28 protein-coding genes are annotated in these 26,522 nt (G+C 67.2%); 6 read left to right on the top strand and 22 right to left on the bottom strand.

Going from position 1 to position 26,522, the window contains the following annotated elements; all coding sequences use genetic code 11:
* The 19 genes from VML93_RS35105 to VML93_RS35190 form a co-directional block, all read right to left on the bottom strand.
* Positions 1–933: alkaline phosphatase family protein (locus VML93_RS35105; RefSeq protein ID WP_325617921.1), on the bottom strand; the 933-nt coding region annotated here is incomplete at its 3' end.
* A 5-nt stretch (positions 934–938) separates the two neighbouring features.
* Positions 939–1,679: a DUF6390 family protein gene (locus VML93_RS35110; RefSeq protein WP_325617923.1), complete on the bottom strand. Its 741-nt coding sequence runs from the start codon at positions 1,677–1,679 to the stop codon at positions 939–941.
* Positions 1,676–2,806, bottom strand: coding sequence for a hydrogenase formation protein HypD (gene hypD, locus VML93_RS35115; RefSeq protein WP_325617925.1), 1,131 nt, complete (start codon positions 2,804–2,806; stop codon positions 1,676–1,678). The genes VML93_RS35110 and hypD overlap by 4 nt, the downstream gene beginning before the upstream one ends.
* A gap of 23 nt (positions 2,807–2,829) precedes the next feature.
* Complete coding sequence (locus VML93_RS35120) at positions 2,830–3,102, bottom strand: HypC/HybG/HupF family hydrogenase formation chaperone (RefSeq protein ID WP_325617927.1); 273 nt, start codon at positions 3,100–3,102, stop codon at positions 2,830–2,832.
* Between the two features lie 20 nt (positions 3,103–3,122).
* Complete coding sequence (gene hypE / locus VML93_RS35125; RefSeq protein WP_325618004.1) at positions 3,123–4,277, bottom strand: hydrogenase expression/formation protein HypE; 1,155 nt, start codon at positions 4,275–4,277, stop codon at positions 3,123–3,125.
* Between the two features lie 17 nt (positions 4,278–4,294).
* The gene (locus tag VML93_RS35130) at positions 4,295–4,960 is read right to left on the bottom strand and encodes an SIS domain-containing protein (protein WP_325617929.1); all 666 of its coding nucleotides are present in this window, start codon (positions 4,958–4,960) and stop codon (positions 4,295–4,297) included.
* The gene (locus VML93_RS35135) at positions 4,960–5,682 is read right to left on the bottom strand and encodes a HypC/HybG/HupF family hydrogenase formation chaperone (RefSeq protein ID WP_325617931.1); all 723 of its coding nucleotides are present in this window, start codon (positions 5,680–5,682) and stop codon (positions 4,960–4,962) included. The genes VML93_RS35130 and VML93_RS35135 overlap by 1 nt, the downstream gene beginning before the upstream one ends.
* Entirely contained in the window at positions 5,679–8,057 is a 2,379-nt protein-coding gene (gene hypF, locus VML93_RS35140; RefSeq protein ID WP_325617932.1) for a carbamoyltransferase HypF, read from the bottom strand. Before hypF ends, VML93_RS35135 begins: the two co-directional genes overlap by 4 nt.
* Before the next feature lies 1 nt (position 8,058).
* Positions 8,059–8,325, bottom strand: a complete 267-nt coding sequence (locus VML93_RS35145; protein ID WP_325617934.1) for a HypC/HybG/HupF family hydrogenase formation chaperone — start codon at positions 8,323–8,325, stop codon at positions 8,059–8,061.
* 3 nt (positions 8,326–8,328) lie between these two features.
* Positions 8,329–8,829: a hydrogenase maturation protease gene (locus VML93_RS35150; RefSeq protein ID WP_325617936.1), complete on the bottom strand. Its 501-nt coding sequence runs from the start codon at positions 8,827–8,829 to the stop codon at positions 8,329–8,331.
* A 17-nt stretch (positions 8,830–8,846) separates the two neighbouring features.
* Positions 8,847–8,966, bottom strand: a complete 120-nt coding sequence (locus VML93_RS38780) for a DUF6893 family small protein (RefSeq protein ID WP_414686531.1) — start codon at positions 8,964–8,966, stop codon at positions 8,847–8,849.
* The gene (locus VML93_RS35155) at positions 8,954–10,333 is read right to left on the bottom strand and encodes a hypothetical protein (protein ID WP_325617938.1); all 1,380 of its coding nucleotides are present in this window, start codon (positions 10,331–10,333) and stop codon (positions 8,954–8,956) included. Before VML93_RS35155 ends, VML93_RS38780 begins: the two co-directional genes overlap by 13 nt.
* The gene (locus VML93_RS35160) at positions 10,330–10,986 is read right to left on the bottom strand and encodes a DUF6084 family protein (RefSeq protein ID WP_325617940.1); all 657 of its coding nucleotides are present in this window, start codon (positions 10,984–10,986) and stop codon (positions 10,330–10,332) included. The genes VML93_RS35155 and VML93_RS35160 overlap by 4 nt, the downstream gene beginning before the upstream one ends.
* The gene (locus tag VML93_RS35165) at positions 10,983–11,630 is read right to left on the bottom strand and encodes a DUF5947 family protein (protein WP_325617942.1); all 648 of its coding nucleotides are present in this window, start codon (positions 11,628–11,630) and stop codon (positions 10,983–10,985) included. The genes VML93_RS35160 and VML93_RS35165 overlap by 4 nt, the downstream gene beginning before the upstream one ends.
* Positions 11,627–12,511: a NifU family protein gene (locus VML93_RS35170; RefSeq protein ID WP_325617944.1), complete on the bottom strand. Its 885-nt coding sequence runs from the start codon at positions 12,509–12,511 to the stop codon at positions 11,627–11,629. Before VML93_RS35170 ends, VML93_RS35165 begins: the two co-directional genes overlap by 4 nt.
* 3 nt (positions 12,512–12,514) lie before the next feature.
* Positions 12,515–14,314 carry a nickel-dependent hydrogenase large subunit gene (locus VML93_RS35175; protein ID WP_325617946.1) on the bottom strand — a complete coding sequence of 600 codons (1,800 nt, stop codon included), beginning with the start codon at positions 14,312–14,314 and terminating at the stop codon, positions 12,515–12,517.
* A gap of 103 nt (positions 14,315–14,417) precedes the next feature.
* On the bottom strand, positions 14,418–15,473 hold the full coding sequence (locus VML93_RS35180; protein ID WP_325617948.1) for a hydrogenase expression protein HypE: 1,056 nt from the start codon (positions 15,471–15,473) through the stop codon (positions 14,418–14,420).
* Between the two features lie 345 nt (positions 15,474–15,818).
* Positions 15,819–16,607, bottom strand: coding sequence for a hydrogenase nickel incorporation protein HypB (hypB, locus tag VML93_RS35185; protein ID WP_325617950.1), 789 nt, complete (start codon positions 16,605–16,607; stop codon positions 15,819–15,821).
* Between the two features lie 28 nt (positions 16,608–16,635).
* On the bottom strand, positions 16,636–16,971 hold the full coding sequence (locus tag VML93_RS35190; RefSeq protein ID WP_325617952.1) for a hydrogenase maturation nickel metallochaperone HypA: 336 nt from the start codon (positions 16,969–16,971) through the stop codon (positions 16,636–16,638).
* A 71-nt stretch (positions 16,972–17,042) separates the two neighbouring features.
* On the opposite strand from VML93_RS35190, the gene VML93_RS35195 reads away from it, so the two are divergent.
* Both VML93_RS35195 and VML93_RS35200 read left to right on the top strand, forming a co-directional pair.
* On the top strand, positions 17,043–17,369 hold the full coding sequence (locus VML93_RS35195) for a hypothetical protein (protein ID WP_325617954.1): 327 nt from the start codon (positions 17,043–17,045) through the stop codon (positions 17,367–17,369).
* A gap of 18 nt (positions 17,370–17,387) precedes the next feature.
* The gene (locus VML93_RS35200; RefSeq protein ID WP_325617956.1) at positions 17,388–18,473 is read left to right on the top strand and encodes a hypothetical protein; all 1,086 of its coding nucleotides are present in this window, start codon (positions 17,388–17,390) and stop codon (positions 18,471–18,473) included.
* A gap of 7 nt (positions 18,474–18,480) precedes the next feature.
* Here VML93_RS35200 and VML93_RS35205 read toward each other — a convergent pair whose 3' ends face one another.
* Entirely contained in the window at positions 18,481–19,611 is a 1,131-nt protein-coding gene (locus VML93_RS35205) for a HoxN/HupN/NixA family nickel/cobalt transporter (protein WP_325617958.1), read from the bottom strand.
* A gap of 114 nt (positions 19,612–19,725) precedes the next feature.
* On the opposite strand from VML93_RS35205, the gene VML93_RS35210 reads away from it, so the two are divergent.
* A complete protein-coding gene (locus VML93_RS35210; protein ID WP_325617960.1) occupies positions 19,726–20,205 on the top strand; it encodes a Fur family transcriptional regulator in 480 nt (159 codons plus the stop codon).
* On the opposite strand, the gene mtr is transcribed toward VML93_RS35210, so the two are convergent.
* The gene (gene mtr, locus VML93_RS35215) at positions 20,188–21,567 is read right to left on the bottom strand and encodes a mycothione reductase (RefSeq protein ID WP_325617962.1); all 1,380 of its coding nucleotides are present in this window, start codon (positions 21,565–21,567) and stop codon (positions 20,188–20,190) included. The genes VML93_RS35210 and mtr overlap by 18 nt on opposite strands.
* A gap of 14 nt (positions 21,568–21,581) precedes the next feature.
* Complete coding sequence (locus VML93_RS35220) at positions 21,582–22,562, bottom strand: alpha/beta hydrolase (protein WP_325618006.1); 981 nt, start codon at positions 22,560–22,562, stop codon at positions 21,582–21,584.
* Between the two features lie 202 nt (positions 22,563–22,764).
* On the opposite strand from VML93_RS35220, the gene mqo reads away from it, so the two are divergent.
* Genes mqo through VML93_RS35235 form a run of 3 tightly spaced genes read left to right on the top strand, consistent with a single transcriptional unit; the run spans position 22,765 to position 26,521 of the window.
* Entirely contained in the window at positions 22,765–24,237 is a 1,473-nt protein-coding gene (gene mqo / locus VML93_RS35225) for a malate dehydrogenase (quinone) (protein ID WP_325617964.1), read from the top strand.
* Positions 24,234–24,704, top strand: a complete 471-nt coding sequence (locus tag VML93_RS35230; protein WP_325617966.1) for a GNAT family N-acetyltransferase — start codon at positions 24,234–24,236, stop codon at positions 24,702–24,704. The genes mqo and VML93_RS35230 overlap by 4 nt, the downstream gene beginning before the upstream one ends.
* Positions 24,701–26,521, top strand: a complete 1,821-nt coding sequence (locus VML93_RS35235; RefSeq protein ID WP_325617967.1) for a magnesium chelatase subunit D family protein — start codon at positions 24,701–24,703, stop codon at positions 26,519–26,521. Before VML93_RS35230 ends, VML93_RS35235 begins: the two co-directional genes overlap by 4 nt.
* Position 26,522: the final 1 nt, after the last annotated feature.

Here is a 26,522-nt window from a genome sequence, read left to right on the forward strand (position 1 = left end):
GGTGGCCACGGCTTCCTCGCGGCTGTAGACGTCGGCCCGGCCGTCCAGCACCTCGCTCCAGGCGGCCTGCACATCCCCGGCGGCGCCCGGCTCGGTGTGCAGGTAGCGCACCCGCGCTTCGCCGGCCACCACCCGTACTCCCGCACTCAGCCGCGGGTCGGCGTCGAGGTCGACGCGAGCCTGTGGCGGCACATTCAGGCCGCCGTGGTCCGCGGTCACCAGCAGTGCAGCGTTCCGGGGCAGCGTCTCGACGAGCCGGGTCAGCAATTCGTCGACGTAGACCGCGGCTTCGTACCAGCGGGGCGAACCGATGCCGAACACGTGCGCCGCGGTGTCCAGGGCGTTGGTGTAGCCGTAGACCAGCCCGGGAGCCGCGCGCAGCTCATCGGCCACCACCTGGGCGTAGTCATGGTCGGTGTGCGTCGGGCGGAATTGCGCGCCGCCATAGGCCGCGTCGGTTAGCCCGCTGCCGATGAACCACTCCGGCAGCACGGCGCGCGCGCTGACCCCGGCCCGCTCCAGCCGCTCGAACCATGTCGGCAGTGGCTGCCACTCCCGGTGGGGCGGGTCGTCGCGCCACGTGATGTGGGTGAGCACCCGATCGGTACCGGGGATGTTGAGCGTGAAGCCCAGGATGCCGTGCTGCCCGGGCGGCACGCCGGTTCCCAGGGACACCAGGCTCGACGGCGTCGTCGACGGAAAGGTGCAGGTGAGTTCTTCCAGTCGGCCGGCGCTGCCGGCCAGCACGGAGGCGAGTAGCGGCGCGTCAACGGCCAATTCCGGCAGCAGATGCCAGCCCAGCCCGTCGACGAGGACGACCGCGACGCGATCGACAGGACCTACCCGTTCGGCCAACGACAGCTTGTCGACCGCATCAGGGACACCGAGCAGCGCTGCTGTCGCGGGCAGCACGTCGCAGATCGAACCGGGCACGGGTGTCAGTGTGGCACCCGCACCAGCCGTTGGCTCGTCACCCGCAGTTGGCGATCCGTGCTCTGGGCCAGCACGTGAACCTGCTCGGCGTCTAGTCGCCCGCACAGCCGGCCCCAATGCACCGCAACCTCGTCGCCGACGGCCACGTCGGGCACCGCACTGTATCCGTCGGCCCAGACGTCGAGCCGGCGGGCGGAGGGTTCGGACAACGCCAGCGCTGCACCGTCCCAGGTCAGCTTGCGGCACAGCACCTCGATATCGTCACCGTCGCGGGAAAGCACTGTCCCCCAGGTGATCCGGCAATTATCCAGCACGCTCAACGGCTGTTCGTCCATGCCCCGCCCCAGGAACCGCGTCCACGGATACACCCCGAACACATGGAAGCAGTGGTTGCCGGCCGCCTCGCAGACCAGGTCGGGCGTGAGATGCGACCAGTACCGACCCGCCTGGGGGCCGATGATGGCCAGCAACTCGTCATAGAACGCGTGCGGGTCGAGGCCGGCGCCGATGCCGCCACCGAGCCAATACGACTCAACCAGGCGGTAATCCAGCGGGTCAGCGATGCCGGTCAGGCTGGACAGCACCCGCAGGTAGGGCCAGGCGCCGGAAAAACCGGCCGCCGCGCGGCGTACGTCGTCGACAGAGCCGTCCCGCAAGGTGGCGCCCAACGGGGGACCGCAAAAGCCGAGCGCGTTCGGGGCGTAGGCGTAGCGGGCGAACATCTCGGCGCCGCGGCTGTCGGTCAAGCCTGCCTCACGAGTTTGACCGCGTCGCGGTGCATGCGGCCGAAGTTGTAGTAGGCCGCGCACGCCCCCTCGGGCGACACCATGCACGTCCCGATCGGTGTCTCGGGGGTGCAGGCGGTGCCGAAAACCTTACATTCCCAAGGCTTCAGCACGCCCTTGAGCACCTCGCCGCACTGGCACGCCTTCGGGTCGGCGACCCGCACCCCGGGCATCTCGAACTGCAACTCGGCGTCGAACTCGGCGAAGTCGTCATGCAGGCGCAGCGCGCTCTGTGAGATGAAACCCAGTCCGCGCCACTCGAAGTGCGGGCGCAACGCGAACACCTTACCCATCAGCGCCAGCGCGGCCGGGTTCCCGTGCTCGGGAACCACCCGCTTGTACTGGTTCTCCACCTCGCACCGGCCCTCGCGGATCTGGCGCAGCAACATGGTGACTGCGGCGAGGATGTCCAGCGGCTCGAAACCGGCCACCACCAACGGCTTTCGGTACACCTCGGGCACGAACCGGTACGGCCGGTTGCCGACGACGGTCGACACATGCCCGGGGCCGATGAAGCCCGACAGCCGCAGGTCCGGCGACTCCAGGATGGCCTTGATCGGCGGCACGATCGTGACGTGGTTGCAGAACACGCTGAAGTTGCGCAACCCCATGTCGCGGGCGCGCACCAAGGTGACCGCGGTCGACGGCGCGGTGGTCTCGAAGCCGATGGCGAAAAAGACCACGTGCTTGTCGGGGTTGTCCACCGCGATCTTGAGTGCGTCCAACGGCGAATAGACGAAGCGCACATCGGCTCCGCGTGCCTTGGCGTCCAGCAGGCTGCCGGCCGAGCCGGGCACCCGCATCATGTCGCCGAAGCAGGTGAAGATCACGTCGGGTTGCCCGGCCAGCCACATCGCGTCGTCGATGCGGCCCATCGGGATCACGCAGACCGGGCAACCCGGTCCGTGCACCAGTTCGACGTTCTCCGGTAGCAGGTGTTCGATACCGTGCCGGTAGATGGTGTGCGTGTGTCCGCCGCACACCTCCATGAACTTGAAATGGTCGGGCCCGCTCCCGGCCAGATGCTCAATGGCAGTCAGCAACTTGCGGGCCGCCGCCGGATCACGGAACTCGTCAACGAATTTCATGGTGGCTCCTTCAGGCTATGGCTTTAAACGATGGCGGAAGTGTCGAAGGCTTCCAATTCGGTCGTATAGGCCTCGCCGAGCTTCTTGACGGCGGCCAGGGTCAGCAGCGCTTCGGTCTCGTCGATCTTCGCCATCGCGAAGCCGACGTGGACCAGCACCCAGTCGTCGGGTTCGGGCATGTCGTCCTCCAGCAGCCGCACACTGATGGTGCGTTGTACGCCACTGACGTCGACCTTGGCCAGATAGTTTGCGGGGTCGGTGATCTCGACGATCCGGCCGGGAATGCCAAGGCACATGTCTGGGTCTCCTCTCTGGACTAGCAGATTCGCGGCAGCGGATCTCCGACGAGCATGTCGACGATCCGGGTGCCGCCGAATCCGGTACGCAGCACAACACTTTCCGCAGGTTCGGTGACGATTTCGCCCACTTCGGCCGCATCGGCGCCCAACGGGTGCGACCGCAACGCGGCCAGTCCGGCCTCGGCCTCCTCCGGCGCGACGACGGCGACGAACTTGCCCTCGTTGGCGACGTAGAGGGGATCGATGCCGAGCAGCTCGCACGCCCCGTTGACCATGGGCAGCACCGGAAGTCGGTCCTCGACGAGCAGAACCCCCAGACCGCAGGCCTGAGCCAGCTCGTTGCAGACGGTGCCCACCCCGCCGCGGGTGGCGTCGCGCAGCCAGCGGGTGGACGGCGCGGCGGCCATCAGCAATTCCACCAGCGGGCTGAGGCAAGCGGTGTCGGAGTGAATGTCGGCCTCGATGGCCAGGTCACCGCGGGCGAGCATGACCGCCATGCCGTGATCGCCCATCGATCCCGACAGCAACACTTTGTCGCCGGTGCGCACCGACTGCGCCGACAGCCGCCGTTCGGCGGGAATGACACCGGTTCCGGTAGTGGTGACGAACAGGCCGTCGGCGGCGCCCTTGGGCACCACCTTGGTATCGCCGGTGACGATCTGCACGCCCGCCTTGGCGGCCGCGGCCGCCATGTCCGCCACGATCTCTTTCAGTTCGGCGATCGGGAAACCCTCTTCCAGCACGAACGCCGCCGAGATCCAGGACGGCACGGCACCGGCCATCGCCAGGTCGTTGCAGGTTCCGTGCACGGCGAGTTCGCCGATGGAGCCGCCGGGAAAACGCCTGGGCTGCACCACAAATGAATCGGTGGACATCGCGATCCGCTCGCCACTGGGCAGGGTCAGCACCGCGCCGTCGCCGAGCGATTCCAGCGCCGGATTGCGGAACGCCTCCAAGAACACCGCGTCCACCAGCGCGGCCGAGGCCTTTCCGCCCGCTCCGTGAGCCAGGGTGACGTGATCGTCGAGCAGTCGCGGGCGGCGTCTGCGGAACGACTCGATCCGTTCGATGACCTCGCCCTCGGCGAACCGCGGGCCCGACGAGAGGTAGTCGCCAGCCGCCGTGGTCCTCGTGCGCCGCTCCACTTCGTCCCTTTTGTCGCTGCGCGCCATATCGTCACCGGCGCGGCTCATGCTGCCCCCAGACCTTGTTCGTCTCGCTCGTGTACCGCTAGCCACAGCTGATATCCCAACAGTGCTTGCGATTCCTGAATCCGGTGCACGCTCTGGGAACGAACAATGAAGCAGGCGTCCACATTTGGGTTGTTCGCGAATGCGCCGCCGTCGTATCCGGCGAAGCCGATCGTGTACAGACCGCGCTGCCGTGCTTCGGCCAGCGCGGTCAGCAGATTCGGCGAATTGCCGCTGGTCGACATCGCGATCGCCATGTCGCCGGCCTTGGCGCGGGCGATCAGCTGCCGGGCGAACACCAGCTCGAACCCGACGTCGTTGCCCAGCGCGGTCACGATCGCCTGGTCGGCGGTCAACGACCAAGCGGGTAACGGCGTTCCGATCGGCGGTCGGGCGAACAGCCTGGCCAAAGTGGTGGAATCGGTGCAGCTGCCGCCGTTTCCGAAGGTGAACATCCGTCCTCCCGCCGCGAAGCGGCGCGCCATCTCGGCCGCGGCTTGGTTCAGCAGGTCGGTGTTGGCTTCCAGCGTGCTGCGCCGCAGCGCGAGGCTCTCGGCCGCTTTGGCCTGTGCCGAGGCGGCCAGGTCGGCGAGCAGCGACTTGGGGTCGTCCTCTTGCGCGTCGATAAACGGATACAGGAAGTTGGTGGGCTCGTCCTGAGTCATCAGGCACCCTCCTCGTCCACGCGGCTGATCGCGGTGCCGGCATGCACCAGCACCAGCTCGCCGGCGGCCACCGGATCGACAAGCGCAGTCACCACGTTCTCGACGCCGCGCGCGGTGCGAACCGCCGCCATCCCGTCGGCCGAGGCCGTCACCACCTCACCGAGGCGACCCTCGTCGCTGCAAGTGACGCATACTTCGTCGGTACATTCCGGGTCCTTGAGTAGCCCTGAATGCTCGAAACACACGTGGGTGAGCTCCCACAACAGGTGGTAGAACAGCACGAAGCCGCCCGTCGCGGGCACCCGGGGATCGGGGTCGTCCAGCCACAGCACGTGATCGGCCATCCCCGCCCCGGGTCGTTCACCGCTGCCGATCCAGACGGTGCCGGCGCCCCATGCCGGGCTTCGGCGCATCACCGAGCGCACCTCTGGTTGGTCGGCGCCGGAGACGGCGATAACGATGTCGCCGGGCTGTACCGACACCCGCACCAGGTCCACCAGATCGGGTCCGGTCAGCGCGACCGCCGGCAATGCGCGCTTGCCCATGATCACCGGATGCACGAACTCGACCGCGATGTGCAGGGCATGCGGTTCCCACGCCGGCGCAATCGACCACATGGTGGCGCCGGCCGCGAAGCGCTTCGCCAGCGTGAACGCGGTGGCGGCCAGGTCCTCGGCCAGCTCGGTGCCCAGCCCACGGTCGATCGCGGTCGTGGTTTTCACGAGTCTGCCTCCTGCCGCGCGGTCAGCATGGAGATGACCGCCTGACCCAGCGCCAGCCCGCCGTCGTTGGGCGGCACCAGCTGATGGCTCAGCACTTCAAACCCGGCCAGCTGCAAGCGTTCCCGGCACTCATGCAGCAGCAGCACATTCTGGAAGACGCCGCCGGTGAGGCCCACCAGACGCACCGCACCGGCCACCTGGCAGACGACCTTGGCGACCGCGTCCGCGACGGCTCGGTGGAACGCCGCCGCCAGCAGCGCCGGTTGGGTACCGGCGTAGAGGGCCGACACCATCGTTTGCACCATGGTGGCCGGATCGATCACCCCGTCGGCGTGCACCGTCAGCGGTACCGACGGCCGCAGCGGACCTTCGGAAGCCGATTCGGCGAGGATCTCGAGTTCGATGGCGGCCTGGCCTTCGTAGTTGATCCGGTGCCGCACCCCGAGCAGGGAGGCAACTGCATCGAACAGCCGGCCCATGCTCGAACACGGCACGCACCCCGTCCCGCTCTCCAATTGTGAACGGGTGAGCCGCAATTCGTTTGGCGTCGCCGCGGCGACCGGCGCCAGATCGGGCGTCCAGTCGATGTCGGCCATCCACAGCTGGGACAGTGCCATCCGCCACGGGTTGCGCACCGCGGCATCGCCACCGGGCAGCGGAACAGGCCGCAGCCGGCCGGCCCGCACGAAGCGGTGGCTGTCGCAGCCGAGCCGCAGGATCTCCCCGCCCCAGATCGTCTGATCGCAGCCGAAGCCGGTGCCGTCGAAGGAGACACCGATGATGGGTTCACCGATGCGCCCGTGCTCGGCCAGCAGCGACACCACATGCGCGTGGTGGTGCTGGATCAGGTCCAGCGGCCGGTCGTCCGCGTGGCGTTCGGCCCAGCTGCGGGTGTGATACCCCGGGTGCAGGTCGGCGGCCAATCGCTGTGGACGGCCGCGTATTTCGCTGAGTTGTCCCACCGCACGCTCGAACGCACGCAGTGTCTCCCAGGTACCCATGTCGCCGATGTGTCCGGACAGATAGGCACGCGAGCCGTCGGTGAGACAGAAGGTGTTCTTCAGTTCCCCGCCCACTGCCAGGACCGGCGGGCCCGCAACGCCGAGGTCGACGGGCAGCGGCGCGTAACCGCGGGACCGCCGGATCGGCAGGGTGGCGCGCGCGTTACTCACCACGCGCACCACCGAGTCGTCGCACGGCACATGAATCGGACGGTTGTGGTCCAGTACGGCATCGCACAAGGCCGGGAGCCTTTGTGCGGCATCGTCATCGGTGAAGCAGATTGGTTCGTCGGAGCGGTTGGCGCTGGTGAGAACCAGGGCGTCGGGGACCGGAGCGCCGGTGCCGGGCACGCGTGCCAGCAGCAGGTGATGGATCGGGGTGTAGGGCAGCATCAGCCCGAGCAGCGGGCTACCCGGTGCGACCGCGTCGGCGACGGGAGCGGAGTCGTTACGGGGTAGCCGCCGCAAAAGCACGATCGGACGGGCCGGACTCGACAACACCGCGGCCTCGCTGTCGTCGATGAACGCGTACCGCCGCGCGACGTCGAGGTCACGCACGAGCATCGCGAAAGGCTTGGCGCCACGCGCTTTACGGGCCCGGAGCGCACCGATCGCGGTGTCGTCATCGACAACGCAGGCCAGGTGGTAGCCGCCGATTCCCTTGATCGCCACCACCGCGCCCGCGGCCAGCGCTCGCTGGGTGGCCGCCAGCGCGCCGTCAGACTCCCTGGAGTCCTTGACCTGCCCGCCCGCTGACGAGAACCAGAGCGACGGCCCGCAATCGGGGCAGGCTATCGGTTGGGCGTGGAACCGGCGGTCTGCCGGATCGTGGTATTCGGCGGCGCACCTCTCGCACATGGCGAACGAGGACATGGTGGTGGCCGGACGGTCGTACGGTAGCGCGCGGATGATCGTGAACCGTGGCCCGCAGTTGGTGCACGTGACGAAGGGGTGCCGGTAACGCCGGTCGTTGGGTTCGAACAGCTCGGCCACACACTCGTCGCATACCGCGACGTCGGGTGGGATCGGCGTGCTGGCCCCGGGTGCGGGCTGGCTCGCCACGATCCGGAACTCGCTGCCGCACGAGGCGTCTGGCGCAACATCGACGATTGAGACAGCGCTGATCTGCGCCAGCGGCGGTGCCTGCGCGCGTAGCCGGTGCGCGAATTCGTCGACGCGTGCCGGGTCGCCCTGTACCTCGAGAAAGACCGCGCCGGAATCGTTGCCGACGAATCCGGTCAGGCCGAGCTCGCTGGCGATGCGGTGGACGAACGGACGAAAGCCGACCCCCTGGACAACACCGGTCACAGTGAAGTGCTGCCGAACCTGGGTACAGGCGGGTCCGGACCGCACCATCACGGTGACGTCGGTCATGTCAGCCGCCCCCCGGGAACATCGACGGATCGCTGACGCCCTGGCCCATCAACTGCAGGCCGGCCAGCGCCTGTTCGGCGCCGGCGCGGTCCGTCTTCTCGACGACGAAGCCCATGTGGATGATCACCCAGTCGCCGGGTGCAAACGTCTCCTCCGGCAGCATGCCGACATTGACCTTGCGTTGCTGACCGGTGACATCGACCAGTGCGAGCTGGCCCTCGTAGCCGTCCAGCATCCGGATGACCTGACCGGGTATACCCAGGCACATGGTTCAGCACTCCTCCTGCGGGGGCGCAAGGGTTTCTCCGGTGCGCAGCGCCGCGACGATCTCCTCCACCGCGCGGGCGGCCCGGGGCACCGCCTTGGCGACGGGTTCGGTCAGCCCAATCCCTTCCTCCACGTTTCCCGCCTCGCAGCCGACGACCACGGTGTAGGGCGGTCTGCCTCCCAGCGCCCGCAGACTGGCGAACACCGCTTCCGGATCCATGCTGTGTGCATCCAGAGCCGGTGTGCCGGAGCCGGTCTCGTGTTCGGCCTGGAAGACGTGCAGGGTGCCGGGGTGGCCGCGGCTCGGCACCGCGTCGACGAGAACCAGGCTGTCCCAATCGTCGAGCAGGTCGTAGGCCAGGTGCATGCCGCTGATGCCGTAGTCGACGACACGCACGGACTCATCCGCCCGCGGGATCTCGGCGCGCCGAATCACCTCGGAGCCGAAGCCGTCGTCTCCCAGGAAGATGTTGCCGATTCCGGCGACCAGGATGCGCGCTGCCACTAGGCTGCCCGACCCGGCTACATGCGCCGCAGCTTCAGATACCGTTTAGCGTCGGGCAGGGACACCAGTCCCATCGCCACTCCCACGAAGACCACGAGGGCGACGAGGGCAACGAAAACCCAACCTAAGACTTCCATGTCGAACTCCTTTCAGGGTTTGTCGAAACTTCTTGCGGTACTTCCTGTGGTTCCAAAGGCTCGATTTCGTCAGGGGAGAAGTACAGGTAGCGGCCGTACCAGTCGTGCAGGTCGGCGGCCGGGTCGTCCTCCACCACCACACCGACATGCTTGTCGCCCTCGACGTCCTCATGGACGGAGGTGACCAGCGCGGTCTTGCCGGCGACGAAGATGTCCTGCGCGTCGGCGTTACGCCTCGGACGCAATATGACGCGACTGCCCCGCGAGACTGTTATCCCGTTCACCAGGACGGCGTCGATTTCCGGACGAACAGCATTGTCGGCCAACGGATCCCACCAGTCGATCCCCTCCGGAATCTCAGGCACCAGCCCCGCGGAAGCAGTGTGCGGTTCGCGTAGCACGCCGTGCAGGCGCGCCATCGCTTCGGGTGACATGGCGTCGCACTGGTCGATGATCTGTGCGGCTCGCGGGTCGGTGGCGCGGGCCTGCGCCTTCTCCTCGTCGGTCATCGTCATCACGCGCAGGGTGAGGATCTCGTCGATCTCAGTGCAGTCGTACAGCGCGGTGTTGCTCTGCTCGGCGACCTCAGGGTGGTCGTAGAGGATGATCGGCGAGATCAGCAGCATGTCCTGGGTACCCGGCGGGCCGGCCAGCACCGGGAAGCAGCGGTGCTGGCTGCACCGAGATGCCGCGCCGGTCGCGGCGGGCGGCGGTTCGAGCAGCGAGACAAACTGGCCGCCCACCACTTCGGCGATGACATGGCACCCGATCATCGAGCGGGCAATCACTGAGTCTTTGCCGGTCTGGTGGTCCACCGCGACGCCGACGTTGGCCACCTGCACCGAGACTCGCAGCAGGTCGCCGTCGGGTTCGGCGGATACGGTCAGTTGGCCGCGCACCTCCCGGCGCTCGCGGACCAGGCGACCGCCCTCGAGCGCTTCGATGTCGACCGCCGCCGGCGCCGACACCGGCAGCGTCTGGCATTCGCCGGGATTGTCGAATGCGATTGGACCGAAGGAGGTTTCACATTCGACCGCCTCGTCCCAGGTCAGCCACGATCCGGAGGGGGTGGTGAGTTCGCCGACGGGTTCGAAGCCACCATCTGCCAGTTGGCTCTCGGCCCGGCGGTGCTGTAACTGCAGGAACCGCACCACCACGGTGATCGCCTGGGCGCCGTCGACCAGGAACTGCGCCGCCAGGGTGTCGTCTTCGCCCAGGCCGGCGGCGGCCGCGCCGGGCGGACCCAACACACCGAACTGCCAGCGGGATTGGTTCTTGCTCGATGTTCCGCGGTATGGGTAGAGCAGGTAGCCCTCATACAGCACCGCGTCGGCGACGGCGCGGGCGCGGTCCCAGGTTGAAGTCATCGCGCCGCCTCCGGTTCGGATGCGTCGGCCAACAACGCGGTGACCGCGTGGTCGAGGTCGAGCATCCCATGTGCCGACTTGTAGCGGGACAGCGCGGAGACGGTGTCGTGACTGAGCCGCACCCAACCGGTGTTCGGGTAGTGCTGGGCGATCAGGTCCCGCCACACCTCGATCGGCATGTCGTGGCGGTCCTCGCAGTCCCAGGACACTTGCTGCACTGAGAAACCGCGGTCTGATTTGACGAAAATCGTTCCGCTGAACAGGAATTGCAGGGGCATGAATCCGTCGTGCAGGGCATGCAGGTACTTCGCGGCGGTGACCTCGAAGTCATAGGTGCAGTCCAGCGGGAGCGCCACCGTGGTGTTGCCGGCGAATCCCGGCACCATCGCGGTGCAATGCTGCCAGAGGAAGGTGCGCTGGGTGGTCGCCCAGCGTTCGCGGGGCCCGAACAGGTCGTTCAGCCCGGACGCCTCGTCGTCGGTGTAGGAACGCCGCAGCGGCTCGATACGGACCTGGCAGCGCAGCGCGATGGCGTGTACCGGGTCATCACTGCCGGCTGCCACGGCGATGCGGGCGGTCAGCACGGGTGTCACGGTGTAGGGCTCCGGCGCCACGTCCAACACCGCGAACCTCAAGTCGATCGGCTGAGTCATCGCGGCGTCTCCGGCTGCGTCTGCTTGGCGCGGGCCGCGATCTGGGCGAAGAAGTCGTCGATGAACGCCCGCGCCTCCTGGCCGCCGTCGAAGCCCCGCCACAGCCTTCGCAAGCGCCCGACGAACTCATAGCAGGCGTCGATCGGGACGAGATAGGTCTGGGGCGCGGCCGATTCATCGTCTTCGGGGACCCGCACTATCAGCGCCTCCACGTCCTCGGCCAGCAGGTCGACCCGGGAGTCAGCGGCGCGCAACGTGTTCCAGGCGTCCAGGTCCAGCTCGGATTCGGTCGCCCCCGCCGGGCCGGGGTAAAAGCCGACCGTGCGCCCCAGGGCGGAGTTGATGAAGAAGAACGCGACACCGACCGGGATCTGCAGGCTCTCCCAGGTGCGACGGTCCAGTGCGAAATCCGGGAACGCGAGATAGCGGTCCGGCACCGACCGGTAACGCAGCTCGGCGGTGGAGTCGGTGAACAGCAGATAGCACGCGCGACATACGCACATCAGTTGCCGGCCCGCCACATTGACCACGTGCTGATGCTCGTCGGCGATCGTCTCGGAGCACATCTCGCACCGCTCGCCGGCCGGCTCGGGAGGCCGCCGGTTGCTGGTGATGCGGGCCAGCACGTCGTAGGGGCTCGTCATGCCGGCACCCCGGTTGCTTCGGACTGCAGTGCCACCGAGAGCACACCGTCGCGGGGGAGCAGCGGGAGCGGCTCGAGGTGAGCCGCGTCGGGGCCGGCCCCCGCGTGCACGACGTCGAAATCGGTCTGGCAGCGCGGGCAACGCAACATCTCGCCACGCAGTTTCGCGCCGGCCAGCGAGTCGCGGCAGATCGGGCAGTGGTCGCGGTATGCCAACGTCTGATCACCGACCCGGCATGCCAGCACCGTCGTCCCGGCGACCATGAAGCCGGCCACCTCGCCGGGTGCCAACTCGGCCACCTCCGGCAGCCGATGCCAGCTGTGCCCGTTCGACTTCACGTGTGCCATAAGCGATTCTGCGGGGATGACGCTGGAGGGCTCGGCACTGACCACTTCGATCGAGGTGATCTCCGGTGCGGCTGCGCGCACCGCGTCCTCTACCGCCAGCTCCAGCGTCACCGCCGACGACGGACAGCTCTTGCAGCTGCCTTTGAACGCCAACCGCAGGGCGCCCGTATCGGTGATCTCGAGTAGATCGACATCACCACCGTGCGAACCCAAATAGGGCCGCACCCGGTCCAGCGCGTCAGACACTCTGCGGTGCACATCGTGCGGATGCAGGCCGTGCACAAGGAGCAGGCTGGCCACCAGGTCGTCGGTGGCCAGCCGCTCGGCTAGGTTGTCCGGGCCGGGATTCCCGGCGAGTTGCAGGATCCGTTCCAGTCCGGCCCCGTAGAGCCCGACTACCTCCCGGACCAGTTGCTGGGCGCGTTCATACGCGGCCGCCCCGCCCGCCGCGCAGGAATCCAGAAGTGTCTGGATTCGATCGCCCGCTGCACGCCATTGCGCTTCACTTTCAGGGGTTCCCGGGCGATCCGCCATCCGTCACTCCCCGGCAGGTGACTGTGTTGGCGTGTGCACTCTCTCCAGGGTCTTGCCATTCCCCAGGTACATGTGCACGCCGCAAGGCAGACACGGATCGAAGCTGCGCACCGTGCGCATGACGTCGATGCCCTTGAAGTTCTCCCGATCGTTCTCCTCGAAAATCGGCTGGCCCTGCACCGCGTCCTCGTAGGGGCCCGGCGTGCCGTAGCTGTCGCGCGGGTTCGCGTTCCACGGGGTGGGCGGGTACGGGTGGTAGTTGGCGATCTTGCCGTCCCTGATCACCAGGTGGTGGCTGAGCACACCGCGGACCGCCTCGGTGAAGCCGCAGCCGATGCCCTCGTCGGGAACCTCGAACTTCTCCCAGGTCTTGGTACGCCCGGCGCGGATCTCTGCGAGCGCCTTCTCGGCGAAGTGCAACGCGCAGGCCGCCGCGTAGGCCTGGAAGTAGGTGCGGGCGCGATCGCGTTCGATGGTGTTGCTGCCGTACTTGGGCACCTTCCACTCGAACTCCACCGGACCCTTCAGCACGGTCTTGGGCAGGTTGATCTTGACACTGTTGCCGGTCGCCTTGACGTAGCCGATGTCGACCAGGCCGGCCAGTGCGGTCGCCCACAGCCGGGCCAGCGGACCGCCGCCGGTGTCCAGTGCCAGGTGGTCCTTGCCGTCGAACCAGCGCGGCGACATCACCCAGCTGTACTTGCCGCCATCCATGTCGCGCTTCTGCGGATGCGGGTTGGTGTGCTGGTTCCACGGGTGCCGCCGGTCCACCTTGTTGCCCAGCGGGTCGGTCTTGACGAACATCTCCTGGTCGGTCCAGTCGTCGTAATACGAACTGCCCAAAAGGATCCGGATGCCGAGGTTGATGTCCACCAGCGAGTGGGTGACCAGCTGGCCGTCCACCACGACGCCCGGGGTCACGAACATCGCGTTGCCCCAGCGCTCCATGTCCTTGTACTCGAAGTTGCACACGTCGGGATCCTGGAACGAGCCCCAGCACCCGAGCAGCGTGCGGCGCAGGCCGACTTTCTCATAGCCGGGCAGTGCTTCGTAGAAGAAGTCGAACAGGTCGTCGTGCATGGGGACGACCTTCTTCATGAATTCCACGTACCGCATCAGCCGGGTCATGTAGTCGGTCATCAGCTGGATGGTCGCGACCGTGCCGACGCCGCCGGGGTACAGCGTGGACGGGTGCACGTGGCGACCCTCCATGAGGCAGAACATCTCACGTGTCCAGCGGCTGACCTGAAGTGCCTCCCGGTAGAACTCCCCGCTGAACGGGTTGAGCGACCGCATGATGTCGGCGATGGTCTTGTAGCCGTGCGCATCGGCGTGCGGAGCCTCGGTGTTCTCGGCCTTGGCGAGCACACCTGGGTTGGTCTCGGACACCATCTTCTCGCAGAAGTCAACGCCGACCAGGTTTTCCTGGAAGATGTTGTGGTCGAACATGTATTCCGCGGCTTCGCCGAGGTTGACGATCCACTCGCCGAGGTGCGGCGGCTTGACCCCGTAGGCCATGTTCTGCGCGTAGCAGGAACAGGTGGCGTGGTTGTCGCCGCAGATGCCGCAGATGCGGCTGGTGATGAAGTGGGCGTCGCGCGGGTCCTTGCCCTTCATGAAGATCGAGTAGCCGCGGAAGATCGACGAAGTGCTGTGGCACTCGACGACTTCTCGGTTCTCGAAGTCGATCTTGGTGTAGATACCGAGACTGCCGACGATCCGGGTTATCGGGTCCCAGGCCATTTCGACGAGCTGGCCCGGTTCCCGCTTGGAAGTTGACGGCTCGGGAATGATGGTTGTCATAGCAAATACTGCTCTCCGCCTGCACGGCTCGTAGGAACTCTAAGGCTCAGGGGAACTCTTAAGGCTCAGGGGAACTCTTCAGGAATGTGCGACTCCGCCCCACCTACCAGGTGCGGCGGGCTCCGGTGGTGAGCTGGCCCCCGTTGTGGCGCCAGCGTGGTTCCTTGTCGACGGTGCGCTCGGTGATGTGCCGCAAGCCTCGAATCACCGATCCGTACAGACCCGATGCTGTGCTGGAGAGCTTGCCGCCGGGCGGCTCGTCCATGAATGGCATGAACTTGTCCGGGAAGCCCGGCATCGTGCATCCAATGCAGATGCCGCCGACGTTCGGGCAACCGCCGATGCCGTTGATCCACCCGCGCTTGGGCACGTTGCATTTGACGACAGGGCCCCAACAGCCAAGCTTGACAATGCATTTCGGTGACCCGTACTCGGTGGCGAAATCACCCTGCTCGTAGTAGCCGGCCCGGTCGCAGCCTTCGTGAACCGTGTTGCCGAACAACCACTTGGGGCGCAGGGCGTCGTCGAGCGGGATCATCGGGGCCTGGCCGGTCGCCATGTAAAGCAGGTAGGTCAGCGTCTCCGACAGGTTGTCCGGATGGATCGGGCAGCCGGGGACGCACACGATCGGGATGCCGGCCTTGCTCTTCCAGCCCCAGCCGAGGTAATCGGGCACACCCATCGCCCCGGTGGGGTTACCGGCCATCGCGTGGATGCCGCCGTAGGTGGCGCAGGTGCCGACGGCGACGATCGCGGTGGCCTTGGGCGCCAGCCGGTCCAGCCACTCGCTGGTGGTCATCGGCTGGCCGGTTGCCGGGTTGTTGCCGAACCCGCACCAGTAGCCCTCGTCCTTGATCTTCTCGTTGGGAATGGACCCCTCGACGACCAGCACGAACGGTTCCAACTCGCCGCGATCGGCTTTAAAGAACCACTCGAGGAAATCGTCCGCCCCTCCGGTGGGTCCGCACTCGAAATCGATCAAAGGCCAGTGCACGGCGACCTGCGGAAGACCGGGAAGCGCACCTAGTGCGATCTCCTCGACGCTGGGCTGGGTGGCGGCAGTCAACGCCACCGAATCGCCGTCGCAACTTAGGCCTGCATTGATCCAAAGAACGTGAATCAACGTTTCTTCTGCTTTGACTGCTGCTTCTGTTGGCATGCTGCAGCTTTCCGGGGCGGGCTGAAGCCCCTAACACTGCCGGAGTCGACCGTCGGCCCACTTGCGCAGCGCTCTTTTTGGGTCTACCCCCGCTATCGGGCGTTGTCAACGGTGCGCGGTCGACGGGTAACTGGACAAGTGTCCGATAGCCGTACGAGAATCGGTGGTTTACCCAGTCCTGCAATGGATTTCGATGATCGAAGGCTGGCTGGCCGATCGCCGTCGCGGACGGTTTTGGGTGCCAAATATCTATCTTCTATCTATCGGGTTTTCCATTGTCATGCAAGTTATTTGCAAAAGTGTCATGCAAGTCATTTGCAAAAGCGTCGCGGCTTTGGTCAGGGCTCAGGAACCTTTAGTGAATCTTCGCAACCAGCCGAACCACGCATCCATGCCGGCTCCGGTGCGCGCGCTGATCGGCAGGATCGTCGCTGCCGCATTGACTTCGCGAATATTCGCGATGTAGCGGTCTACGTCGACGTCCAGATGGGGAACTAAGTCAATCTTGTTCAGTAAGACCAAATCCACCGATCTGAACATCACCGGATATTTCAGCGGCTTGTCCTCGCCCTCGGTGACGGAATAGACCATCGCCTTGGCGTGCTCGCCGACGTCGAACTCCGCCGGGCAGACCAGGTTGCCGACGTTCTCGACGATCACCAGGTCCAGTCCGGGCAGGTCGAGGCCCGGCAAGGCGCGGTTGATCATGGGCGCGTCGAGATGGCATTCGCCGCCAAATCCGTTGCTGGTGTTCAGCAGTGACACCTGTGCGCCGCGGCCGTTGAGCTTGGCCGCATCCAGGTCCGTGGCGATGTCGCCCTCGATCACCCCGATCGCGAACTCACCGGCGAGTGCGTCGAGCGTGCCCTGCAGCACGGTCGTCTTCCCCGACCCGGGCGAGCTCATCAGGTTGAGCGCGCGGATCCCGTTCCTCTCGAACGCCGCCCGGTTGGCATCGGCGAGAACGTCGTTCTCGGCGAAGATCGCCTCGAGCACGTCGATCCGCTGTCTGCCGGTCTGGTAGTGACTGTGATCGCCGTGCTCATGATCATGCTCATGGTCATGCTCGTGGGGAAGGTGGTCGTGGTCGTGGGTGTGCACGGTCCCGTCGTCGTGCCGGTGAAATCTACCCATGCTCAATCCTGTTCATAGTCAACACCTTTCACGAAACATCCAACGACGTCACCAGAAATTCGTTGCCGCGGAGCACCTCGACGTCGGAGCTGTCGCACTGCGGGCACCAGATCGACCAGGCCGAGGTGATCTCCGACTCCCGCTCGCAGGACCGGCACTTCACCTCTGCGGTGACGCACTCGAGTTCGAGCTCGGCGTCGGGCATGTCCTCGGCGTCCCGGACGAGTGTCCAGCAGAACGACAGCGATTCGGGCACCACCTGGCGAAGCGCGCCGATCCGGACACGGACGACGTCGACATGGCGTCCGTCGGCGTGGCTCTTGACCACACCGGCGATCGCTTCGCACAGCGACAGCTCGTGCATGGCACTGTTCTACACCTGAATCCGGGTCTACACCCGAATCGGCGTTACCCTTAACGTCACGGGGCGCACTGATGAATGTCGACGAGTTATTCGCCTCGTTCGAGGCGTCGATCGAGGCGGGCCGCCCCGGTCGTGATGACCTCGTGTACCTGGCGCGACGCGGCGACGACTACGACTGGTGGATCGTTCCTGCGGGCGATACGCCCGACCCGAGTCCGCGCGGGGCCGGCGAGGAGCGCGAGCCGGACACGTGGATGTCGTTCTCCGCGTCGTGGCCGGAAAGCCGGGAGGGGTTGCGGGCGTTCTTCGCCGACCTGCTCGCCGAGCTGGAGTCGATGGCCGCGGGCGCCGATCGCTGCCGATGGTCGCTCGACGAGCCCTGGCCGCATACCCATTGATCGGCGGGGGGCCGCACAGTGAATTACCGGATTACCGAAGACGACCTCGCCAGGTTCAAGCGCTGCCGGCGGCAGTGGGATTTCGCGTCGCCGCACCGCCGAGACCTCGAGCCCGTCCACAACGCGGATCCCGTGTGGCCCGCCGTGCTCAAGGACGCCCTGGCCGTCTACTACTACCCGGGCACCTGGGACTGGCAACCCGAGGTGCGCCAGTCGCTGGTTCACAAGGCGGTTGCCCGGGCGCTCGACGAAGCGGGGACCCCCGACACCCCCAAGACCGACTCGCTGCCCGGGGCCTTGGCGCTGATCGATGCCTACGACGCGTGGGCGAGCACGGTCGACGACTTCGCGCCGGTGAAGATCGGCCACGACGTCCAAGGCCTGGTGCCGGATCCGGACGACCCCGAACGCGGGTTGGCGGCCCCGGATGGATCCGCGGTGATCTATGCCTGTCGGATCGACCTGCTCGCCGTCGACGGCGGCGACGAGTATTGGGTGATCCGGCACCAGGTCGTCGACGAGTGGCAAGAGCTGGACGACCTGGTCGGTGACGAACCGGCCGTCGCGGCGTGCTGGGCCTGGGAGCAGGAATACCTGGGCATGGAGATCTCGGGCACCATCCACAACGAGGTGCGTATCGGCGGCCCGCTCGATCCGCCCGCCGACGCCGTGGTCGGCCGCGCACCGGTTAGCAGGGTGCAGCAAAGCGAGGCCAGCGGGGGCGGCCGTTCCATCCCGCAGCACCGGCGGCTGGCGGCGCGGACCTCACGAAGCGACGAGTCGAACCACGTCGAGCGGTCCACCGCCGGTCTGCTGCGGCGAACCCGAATCCGGCGCAGCCGCGCCGAGATCGGCGCGGTCGGCATGCGGCTCGGTGCCGAGGCGATCCAGATGACCGCCGCGCCGGCCATCTCTCCGAGCTTCGACACTCATTGTCAGACTTGCGAATTCAGCGCACCATGCTTGGCCCTGGTCCAAGGGGTGGACCCGGAACCGATGCTGGCGGCACACTATCGCCGGCATCCGGCCGAGGATCAGCGCAAACCGCGGCTGGGTCAGTCCACGTGGGGCTTCGGCCGGGGCGCTGCGCCACCGCGCTGGTGATCCCGGGCTACCTCGCGCGTTCGGCTGCCGGGGTCCACTTCTCCTCGATACGGCCGTAGCGCCACACCAGCAGAGCGATGGCCCAGGTGAGGACGAACATGCCGACGACGAAGAAGCCGACCGCATTGAGGTCCAGGCGGCTGATCCCGTCCCAGAACGCGCCTCGCCAGCCGAACTGGCCGGCGAACAGGCCCAGCAGTTCGACGCTGCCGATCAGCAGCGCGACGGCTACCGACAGCGCGGTGATGGTGATGTTGTAGTAGATCTTGCGAACCGGGCTGGAAAAGGCCCAGCCGTAGGCGAAGTTCATGAAGGACCCGTCGATCGTGTCCAGCAGGCACATGCCGGCCGTGAACAACACGGGCAGACACAGGATGGCGTACCAGGGCAGTCCGGCCGCCGCGCTGGTGCCGGCCAGGACCAGCAGCGCGATCTCGGTGGCGGTGTCGAAACCCAGCCCGAACAGCAACCCGACCGGGTACATGTGCCAGGACTTGGTGATCGACTTGGTGAACCGGCCGAGAAGGCGGTTGATCAATCCGCGGTTCGCCAACTGCTGTTCGAGCTCCGCCTCGTCCTTTTCGGGGTCATACTGCCCCCGGCGCAGTCGGGCGAATACGCGCAGGATGCCGACCAGGACGACGACGTTGAGGATGGCGATCAGGTACAGGAACACGCCCGACACGCTGGTGCCGATCACGCCGGTGTAGTGGTGCAGCGTGGAGGAGTCGTCCTCGACCGGTCCGATGACGGCCTTGAGGCCCGTCGCGAGCAGCACCGCCAGTGCGAAGACCACCGTGGAGTGGCCCAGCGAGAAGAAGAACCCGACGGCCAGCGGGCGCTGCCCGTCGCTCATCAGCTTGCGGGTGGTGTTGTCGATGGCGGCGATGTGGTCGGCGTCGAAGGCGTGCCGCAGGCCCAGGGTGTACGCAGTCAGGCCGACACCGATACCAAATGCCTTGCCGCCCAGGCTGAGTCGCGCGGGGTCCACCATGCACACCAGGGCGATCCAGCCGACCAGATGAAGCGCGACGATCACCGCCAGCATCGATCCCAGCCGCCGCCACTCGGCGGGCGAGAGGGTGCCGCGCAGCTGGGGCCACCACGACGAGCGCCAGTCGAGCTCACTGCCGGCCATGTGTCCCGACTGTAGGTTCGGTCCCGAGCTGGATGCAAATGGCTTGCAAGAGTGGCCCGCCTGATTGCGGGCGAAAAACTGGTAATCCCGAGCGTCCGGCGCGAGACTGAACGGATGGCGCCCAAGCCGTCGGCACTGGACCCGGCCGTTACCGAGCGGATCGGTGAGTTCCTGCGCGCCCGCGGGCTGCGGCGGATGGCATCGCGGATCCAGGTGTTGGCCGTCCTCGAGCCGGTCAACGGGCACCTGCCGGTGGCCGAGATCCACCGGCGGGTCAGCGAGAGCCTGCCCCCCGGCGCCCACCCGCCCGACGTGGCTACCATCTACCGCACCGTGACCACCCTGGTCGAGCAGGGCGTGCTGCATGCGTTGGCCCTCGACGGCGGCGTGGCCACCTATGGATTGGCCACCGCCCCGCACCACCACGCGGTGTGCACGCAATGCGAATCAATTATCGAAGTGCCCGCGCGTCAACTCAGCTCGGCGCTGGAACAGGCGATGGTGGGCAGTTCGTTCGAGCTGTCGGAGCGGGCCGGTCTGACGCTGCACGGCCTGTGCCCGCAGTGTCAGCAGCCGTCAGCACAAACCGAGTAGGGCGTTCTCAACCACCTCGGGCAACCCCGGATGGATCCAGTACTGCCCGCGCGCCATTTCGGCAGCCGTCAGTCCGAAGCTCATCGCCTGGATCAAGGGCTGGATGATCGATGAGGCCTGGTAGCCCATGATGTGCGCGCCCAGCAGGCGCCCGCTGCGGCGATCGCCGATGAGCTTGACGATCCCGGTGGTGTCCTCCATCGCCCAGCCGTATGCGACGTCGGCGTAGTCCTGGATCTTGACCGAGATATCGAATCCACGCGCAATGGCTTGGTTTTCGGTCAGTCCCACCGTGGCCAGCGGAGGATCGGTGAACACCGCCGACGGTACGAACCGATGGTCGGTGACGACCATCGACCCGGTGTCGTCCCAGTCGCAGAGCAGATTGCGCTGCACGACGCGGGCCTCGTGGTTGGCGACGTGTTTGAGCTGATACGGCGACGAGACGTCGCCAAGCGCGAAAACCCCACGCGCGGAGGTCCGTTGGTATTCGTCGACCACCACCCGGCCGTTCTCGACATCGACGCCGGCCTGCTCGGCGTCGAGCAGATCGGCATTGGACAGCCGACCGGTCGCCACCAGTAGCATGTCGGCGTTCAGCGTGCAGCCATCATCGAGCGCGAGCGCCACACCGGGGCCGCGGTTGGCCGCACCGATGATGTTGCGGTGCGTGCGCAGTTCCCACTTGCTCGCGGCGATCCGGGTGAACCGCTCGCAGATGGTGTCGTCGCAATGGCGCAGCAGCGTGGCGCCCCTGATCACCATCGTGACCCGTACCCCGAGCGCCGAGAAGACGTGAGCGAATTCGGTTGCCACAAAACCACTTCCGGTGATCACCAGGTGCTCGGGCAGCTCGGCGATGCGCATGACGGTGTCGCTGGTCTGGTAGTCGACGCCGGAGGCCAGGATGGCGGGCGGGATCACCGGCCGCGAGCCGGCCGCGATCACCACCTGATCGGCGGTGAATTCCTCACCGGCGTCGGTGCGCAACAGATAGCGCCCGTCCGCCTGAACCGGCCCGAAGCGGGTGTGCTTGCGATACACGTCGATGTTGGGCGAGGAGCGCCGGTAGTCTTCGCCGCCGAGCGCGATCGGATCGATCCGCCCGAAAACCCGCGACACGATGTCACCCCAGCGCACCCCGTCGATGTGTGCGTCGACGCCGTAGCGCGCGGCGCCGCGGATCGTCTTGGCGACCTCGGCGGCGTAGACGAACATCTTCGTCGGGATGCAGCCGACGTTCAGGCAGGTGCCGCCGAAGGTGCCCTGCTCGCTGATCGCGACCCGTTTGCCGGCATAGCGGTCGTCGAGAACGCCGTTGCCCGAACCGGTTCCGATGATCGCGATGTCATAGGTTTCCATGTTATTTGGGCCGCTTACCCTTTCCCTGAGTAATCGTCGAGCCAGCGATCGAGGTGCAGATAAGCCAGTCGGCGTGGCTGGGGCATCGACAGGAACACGTCGTGCTTGGCGTCGGTCACCGGAACGATGGTGCTGCGGTTGCCGATACAGCCGGACCACCTGGCGATCTGCTTGACATCGAGCACCGCGTCACCGCATTGCAGCGCGGCCGGGCCGGCGTCTTCGCGCACGGTGTGATCCGAACGCAGGATCAGGTTGGGCACGCCGACGTCGAGCCCGCGGTGCAGCCGGGCCTGGCCGCGGCGCATGGCGTGCAGCCACCCCAGGGTGATCGGGAAGCCGCCCAGCGGTTTCCATTCCAGGTTGTAGTCGAATTCGCCGTAGTGGTCCCGGTGCAGGCTGGAGCCGTAACCGCCGTTACCCTCCCCGCGGATCACCCCCTTGGCGCGCAGCCGCGACAGCGCGGCGATCGTGGCCGAAGTTATGCCCAGCCGCAGCAGCGCCGGGCCCTGCAGGTCCAGCCACGGACTGTTGAGCACCAGACCGCCGATGCCGGCGCGTTCCGTCGCGCCGCGCCGCCGCAGCCGGTCCAGCCAGAGCGCGATGATCAGCCCACCCGTGCTGTGGCCGTACACCAGTACCCGGGCCGAACCGGTCTCGTCGCCGATGATCCTCAGCGCTCGTTCGAGTTCGGTGTCGTAGCGCGCCATGTCGGTGATGAAGTGTGGGGTCTGGGCGGTCTGCCGCGAGCGTCCGCACTTCTGCAGATCCATCGCATAGAAGGCGAAGCCGCGGTTGGCGAAGTGATCGCCCAACTCGGTGTGGAAGAAGTAGTCGGTGAAGCCGTGTATCGCCAGCACTGCGTGACCTGCGCGGGCAGCCTCACCGCGGCGGATCAGGGTCGCGACGATGTCGCCCTCGCGGGCGGGATCGCGCCCGAGCGGAATCGTGGTCTGCCAATAGCCGGGCAGGACATCAGGCGCCCAGCCAGTCACCCCGACGGTCACGGGGCCAGCTTAGAGCGCGGTCGATGCTTTTGCCGTGAGTTGGTCAGCCGGAGCGGCCCGGTGCCGCCGTCTCCGCCGTTGGCGCCCCCGGTGCCGCGGTACCTGCGATACCCCCCGTCGACCCCGGCCCGCCGGGATAACCTGGGAACGGCACAGCCGAGGGGAAGGACCAACGATCTCAGGTGACCAGGTGGGCTTAGGGCCGGCCAGAACCGACGTCGTCCTGGTGGGCGCGGGCATCATGTGCGCCACACTGGGTGCGTTGTTGCGGCGGCTGGAACCGGACTGGTCGATCACCCTGATCGAACGGCTGGATGCCGTCGGCGCCGAAAGCAGCAGTCCCTGGAACAACGCCGGCACCGGCCATTCCGCGCTGTGCGAGATGAACTACACCCCGCAGCGCCCGGACGGCTCGATCGACATCACCAAAGCGGTGCGTATCAACGAGGAATTCCAGGTCACCCGCCAGTTCTGGGCGTACGCCATGGAGAATGGCATCCTGACCGACCGCGGCTTTCTCAACACCGTCCCGCACGTGAGCTTCGTCCGCGGGGCGGACCGCGTCGACTACCTGCGGCGGCGCCGGCGCGCACTGGCCCACAACCCACTGTTCGCGCGCACCGAATTGATCGAGGACGTCGACGAGTTCGCCCGACGGCTGCCGTTCATGGCCGCCAAACGTGCCTTCTCCGAACCGGTCGCGCTCAACTGGGCGCAGGACGGCACCGACGTCGACTTCGGCGCGCTGTCCCGGCAGCTCGTCGGGTACGCGGTGCGCAACGGTGCCACCGCAGTGTTCGGCCACGAGGTGCGCAACCTGTCCCGGAACGCCGACGGCAGCTGGACTTTGACCGTCGGCAACCGTCGCACCGGCGAAAAGCACTGTCTGAAGGCCAGATTCGTCTTCGCCGGGGCCGGCGGTGACACATTGCCGCTGTTGCAAAAGTCCGGCATCAGCGAGATCCGCGGCTTCGCCGGCTTCCCGATTGGCGGCCGGTTCCTGCGCACCGGCAACCCGATGCTCACCGCCGCGCACCGGGCCAAGGTATACGGCGTTCCGTCGCCGGGTGCCCCGCCGCTCGGGGCGCTGCATTTAGACCTGCGGTTCGTCGACGGCGAGTCGTGGCTGGTGTTCGGCCCGTATGCCGGTTGGTCGCCGAAGTTCTTGAAACACGGCCGCTTCAGCGACTTGCCGCGGTCGGTCAGGCCGGACAACCTGGTGTCCATGATCGGCGTCGGGGCCACCCAGACGAAGCTGCTCGACTATCTGTTCCGCCAACTGCGGCTCACCGAACCCGACCGGGTCCAGGTACTGCGCGAATTCGCGCCCAGCGCCGTGGATTCGGACTGGGAGCTGATCGTGGCCGGGCAGCGGGTGCAGGTGATCCGGCGCGACAAGCGCAAGGGTGGGGTGCTGGAGTTCGACACCACCCTGGTCGGGGCGGCCGACGGCAGCATCGTCGGACTGCTGGGGGGCTCGCCGGGCGCCTCGACGGCGGTGCCGATCATGCTCGACGTCTTGGAACGCTGCTTCGCCAACCGGTATCAATCCTGGCTGCCCACGCTCAAAGAAATGGTGCCTTCGCTGGGGGCTCGGCTATCCGACGAGCCGGCGCTGTTCGACGAGGTGTGGTCCTGGGGCAGCGAGGCGTTGGGATTGTGACTGAAGCGCTGCGCCGAGTGTGGGCCAAAGACCTTGACGTGCCGACCCTTTACGAGCTGCTCAAATTGCGGGTGGAGGTGTTCGTCGTCGAACAAGCCTGCCCGTACCCGGAGCTGGACGGGCGCGACCTGCTCGCCGAAACCCGGCACTTCTGGCTGGAAACGCCTGAGGGCGAGGTGATCTGCACGCTGCGGCTGATGGAGGAGCACGCCGGCGGCGAGAAGGTGTTCCGCATCGGCCGACTGTGCACCAAACGCAGTGCGCGCGGACAGGGTCACACCACTCGGCTGCTGCGCGCCGCCCTGGCCGAGGTGGGCGACTACCCGTGCCGGATCGACGCGCAGTCATACCTGGCCGAAATGTACGCCCAGCACGGATTCGTCCGGGACGGTGAGGATTTCGTGGAAGACGGTATTCCGCATGTGCCCATGCTGCGGCCTGGCTCAGGTGCGGCGGGTCAGCGGTGAAGCCATATCCGTTCGGCGCGATCGTGGGGCATGACCAGATGCGTCTCGCGCTGCTGTTGTGCGCCGTGCGCCCGGAAATCGGTGGGGCACTGATCCGCGGGGAGAAGGGCACCGCCAAGTCGACGGCCGTGCGCGGTCTGGCGGTGTTACTGGCCGCCGCGACCGGCAGCGACGCCGGGCTGGTCGAGATGCCGTTGGGAGCCACCGAGGACCGGGTGATCGGTTCGCTGGATCTGCAGCGGGTGCTGCGCGACGGCGAGCACGCGTTTTCGCCCGGACTGCTGGCCCGCGCCCACGGCGGCGTGCTCTACGTCGACGAGGTCAACCTGCTGCACGACCATCTCGTCGACGTACTGCTCGATGCCGCCGCGATGGGACGAGTGCACGTCGAACGGGACGGCATCTCGCATTCCCACGAGGCCCGCTTCGTGCTGATCGGCACGATGAACCCGGAGGAGGGTGAGCTGCGTCCGCAACTGCTGGACCGATTCGGGCTCACCGTCGACGTGCACGCGTCGCGCGACGTCGACGTGCGGGTGCAGGTCGTTCGCCGGCGGATGGCCTATGAAGCCGACCCGGACGGGTTTGCCGACCGCTACGGCGACGCGGACGCCGAACTGGCCCGCCGGATAGCCGCAGCGCGGGCACTCGTCGACGATGTGGTGTTGCCGGACAACGAGTTACGGCGTATCGCGGGATTGTGCGCGGCATTCGACGTCGACGGTATGCGGGCGGATCTGGTGGTGGCCAGGACCGCCGTCGCGCATGCCGCCTGGCGCGGCGCGCGCGCCGTCGAGGAGCAGGACATTCGGGTGGCGGCCGAGTTGGCGCTGCCGCATCGTCGCCGCCGGGACCCGTTCGACGATCACGGCATCGACCGCGACGAGTTGGACGAGGCGCTGCGGCAGGCGGGTGCCGATCCGGAGCCGGAGCCCGAGCCCGATCCGCCGGGCGGCGGTCAGTCCGCCAATGATTCCGACTTGCAACAGAATTCGAACACACAGCCGTCCGCGCCGAAGCCCAGCGCGCCGCCGTCGAAAGTGTTCCGCACCCGCACGCTGACCGTCCCCGGTGTCGGTGAAGGCGCGCCCGGACGGCGTTCCCGCGCCCGCAACCGGTTCGGCGCGGTGGTCGCGGCCAGCGACAGCAGCGAGGCCACCGGCGGACTGCACATCTTCGCCACCCTGCTCTCGGCCGCCGAGCAGGCCGGAGCGGGTCCGCTGCGGCCGCGGCCGGACGACGTGCGCCGGGCCGTGCGCGAGGGCCGCGAGGGCAACCTGGTGATTTTCGTCGTCGACGCTTCCGGTTCGATGGCCGCCCGGGACCGCATGGCCGCGGTCAGCGGCGCCACGCTGTCGCTGCTGCGCGACGCCTACCAGCGCCGTGACAAGGTCGCCGTGATCACGTTCCGCCAGCACGAGGCGCGGCTGTTGCTTCCGCCGACGTCGTCGGCGCACATCGCGGGCCGGCGGTTGGCCCGGTTCGACACCGGCGGCAAGACTCCGCTCGCCGAAGGCCTGCTGGCGGCGCGCGAGCTCGTCATCCGCGAAAGGATCCGCGACCGGGCCCGGCGTCCCCTGATTGTGGTGCTCACCGACGGCCGGGCCACCGCTGGTCCAGATCCGTTGGGCCGCAGTCGAACCGCGGCTGCACGACTGGTCGCCGAAGGTGTGGCCGCGGTGGTGGTGGACTGCGAGACGTCGTATGTGCGGCTGGGGTTGGCCGGGCAGCTGGCCCGCCAGCTCGGTGCGTTCGCGGTGCGGCTCGAACAGTTGCACGCGGATCATCTGATGCAGACCGTACGCAGCGTGGCCTGAC

The organism is Mycobacterium sp. (assembly GCF_035499775.1).
Classification (GTDB): domain Bacteria; phylum Actinomycetota; class Actinomycetes; order Mycobacteriales; family Mycobacteriaceae; genus Mycobacterium.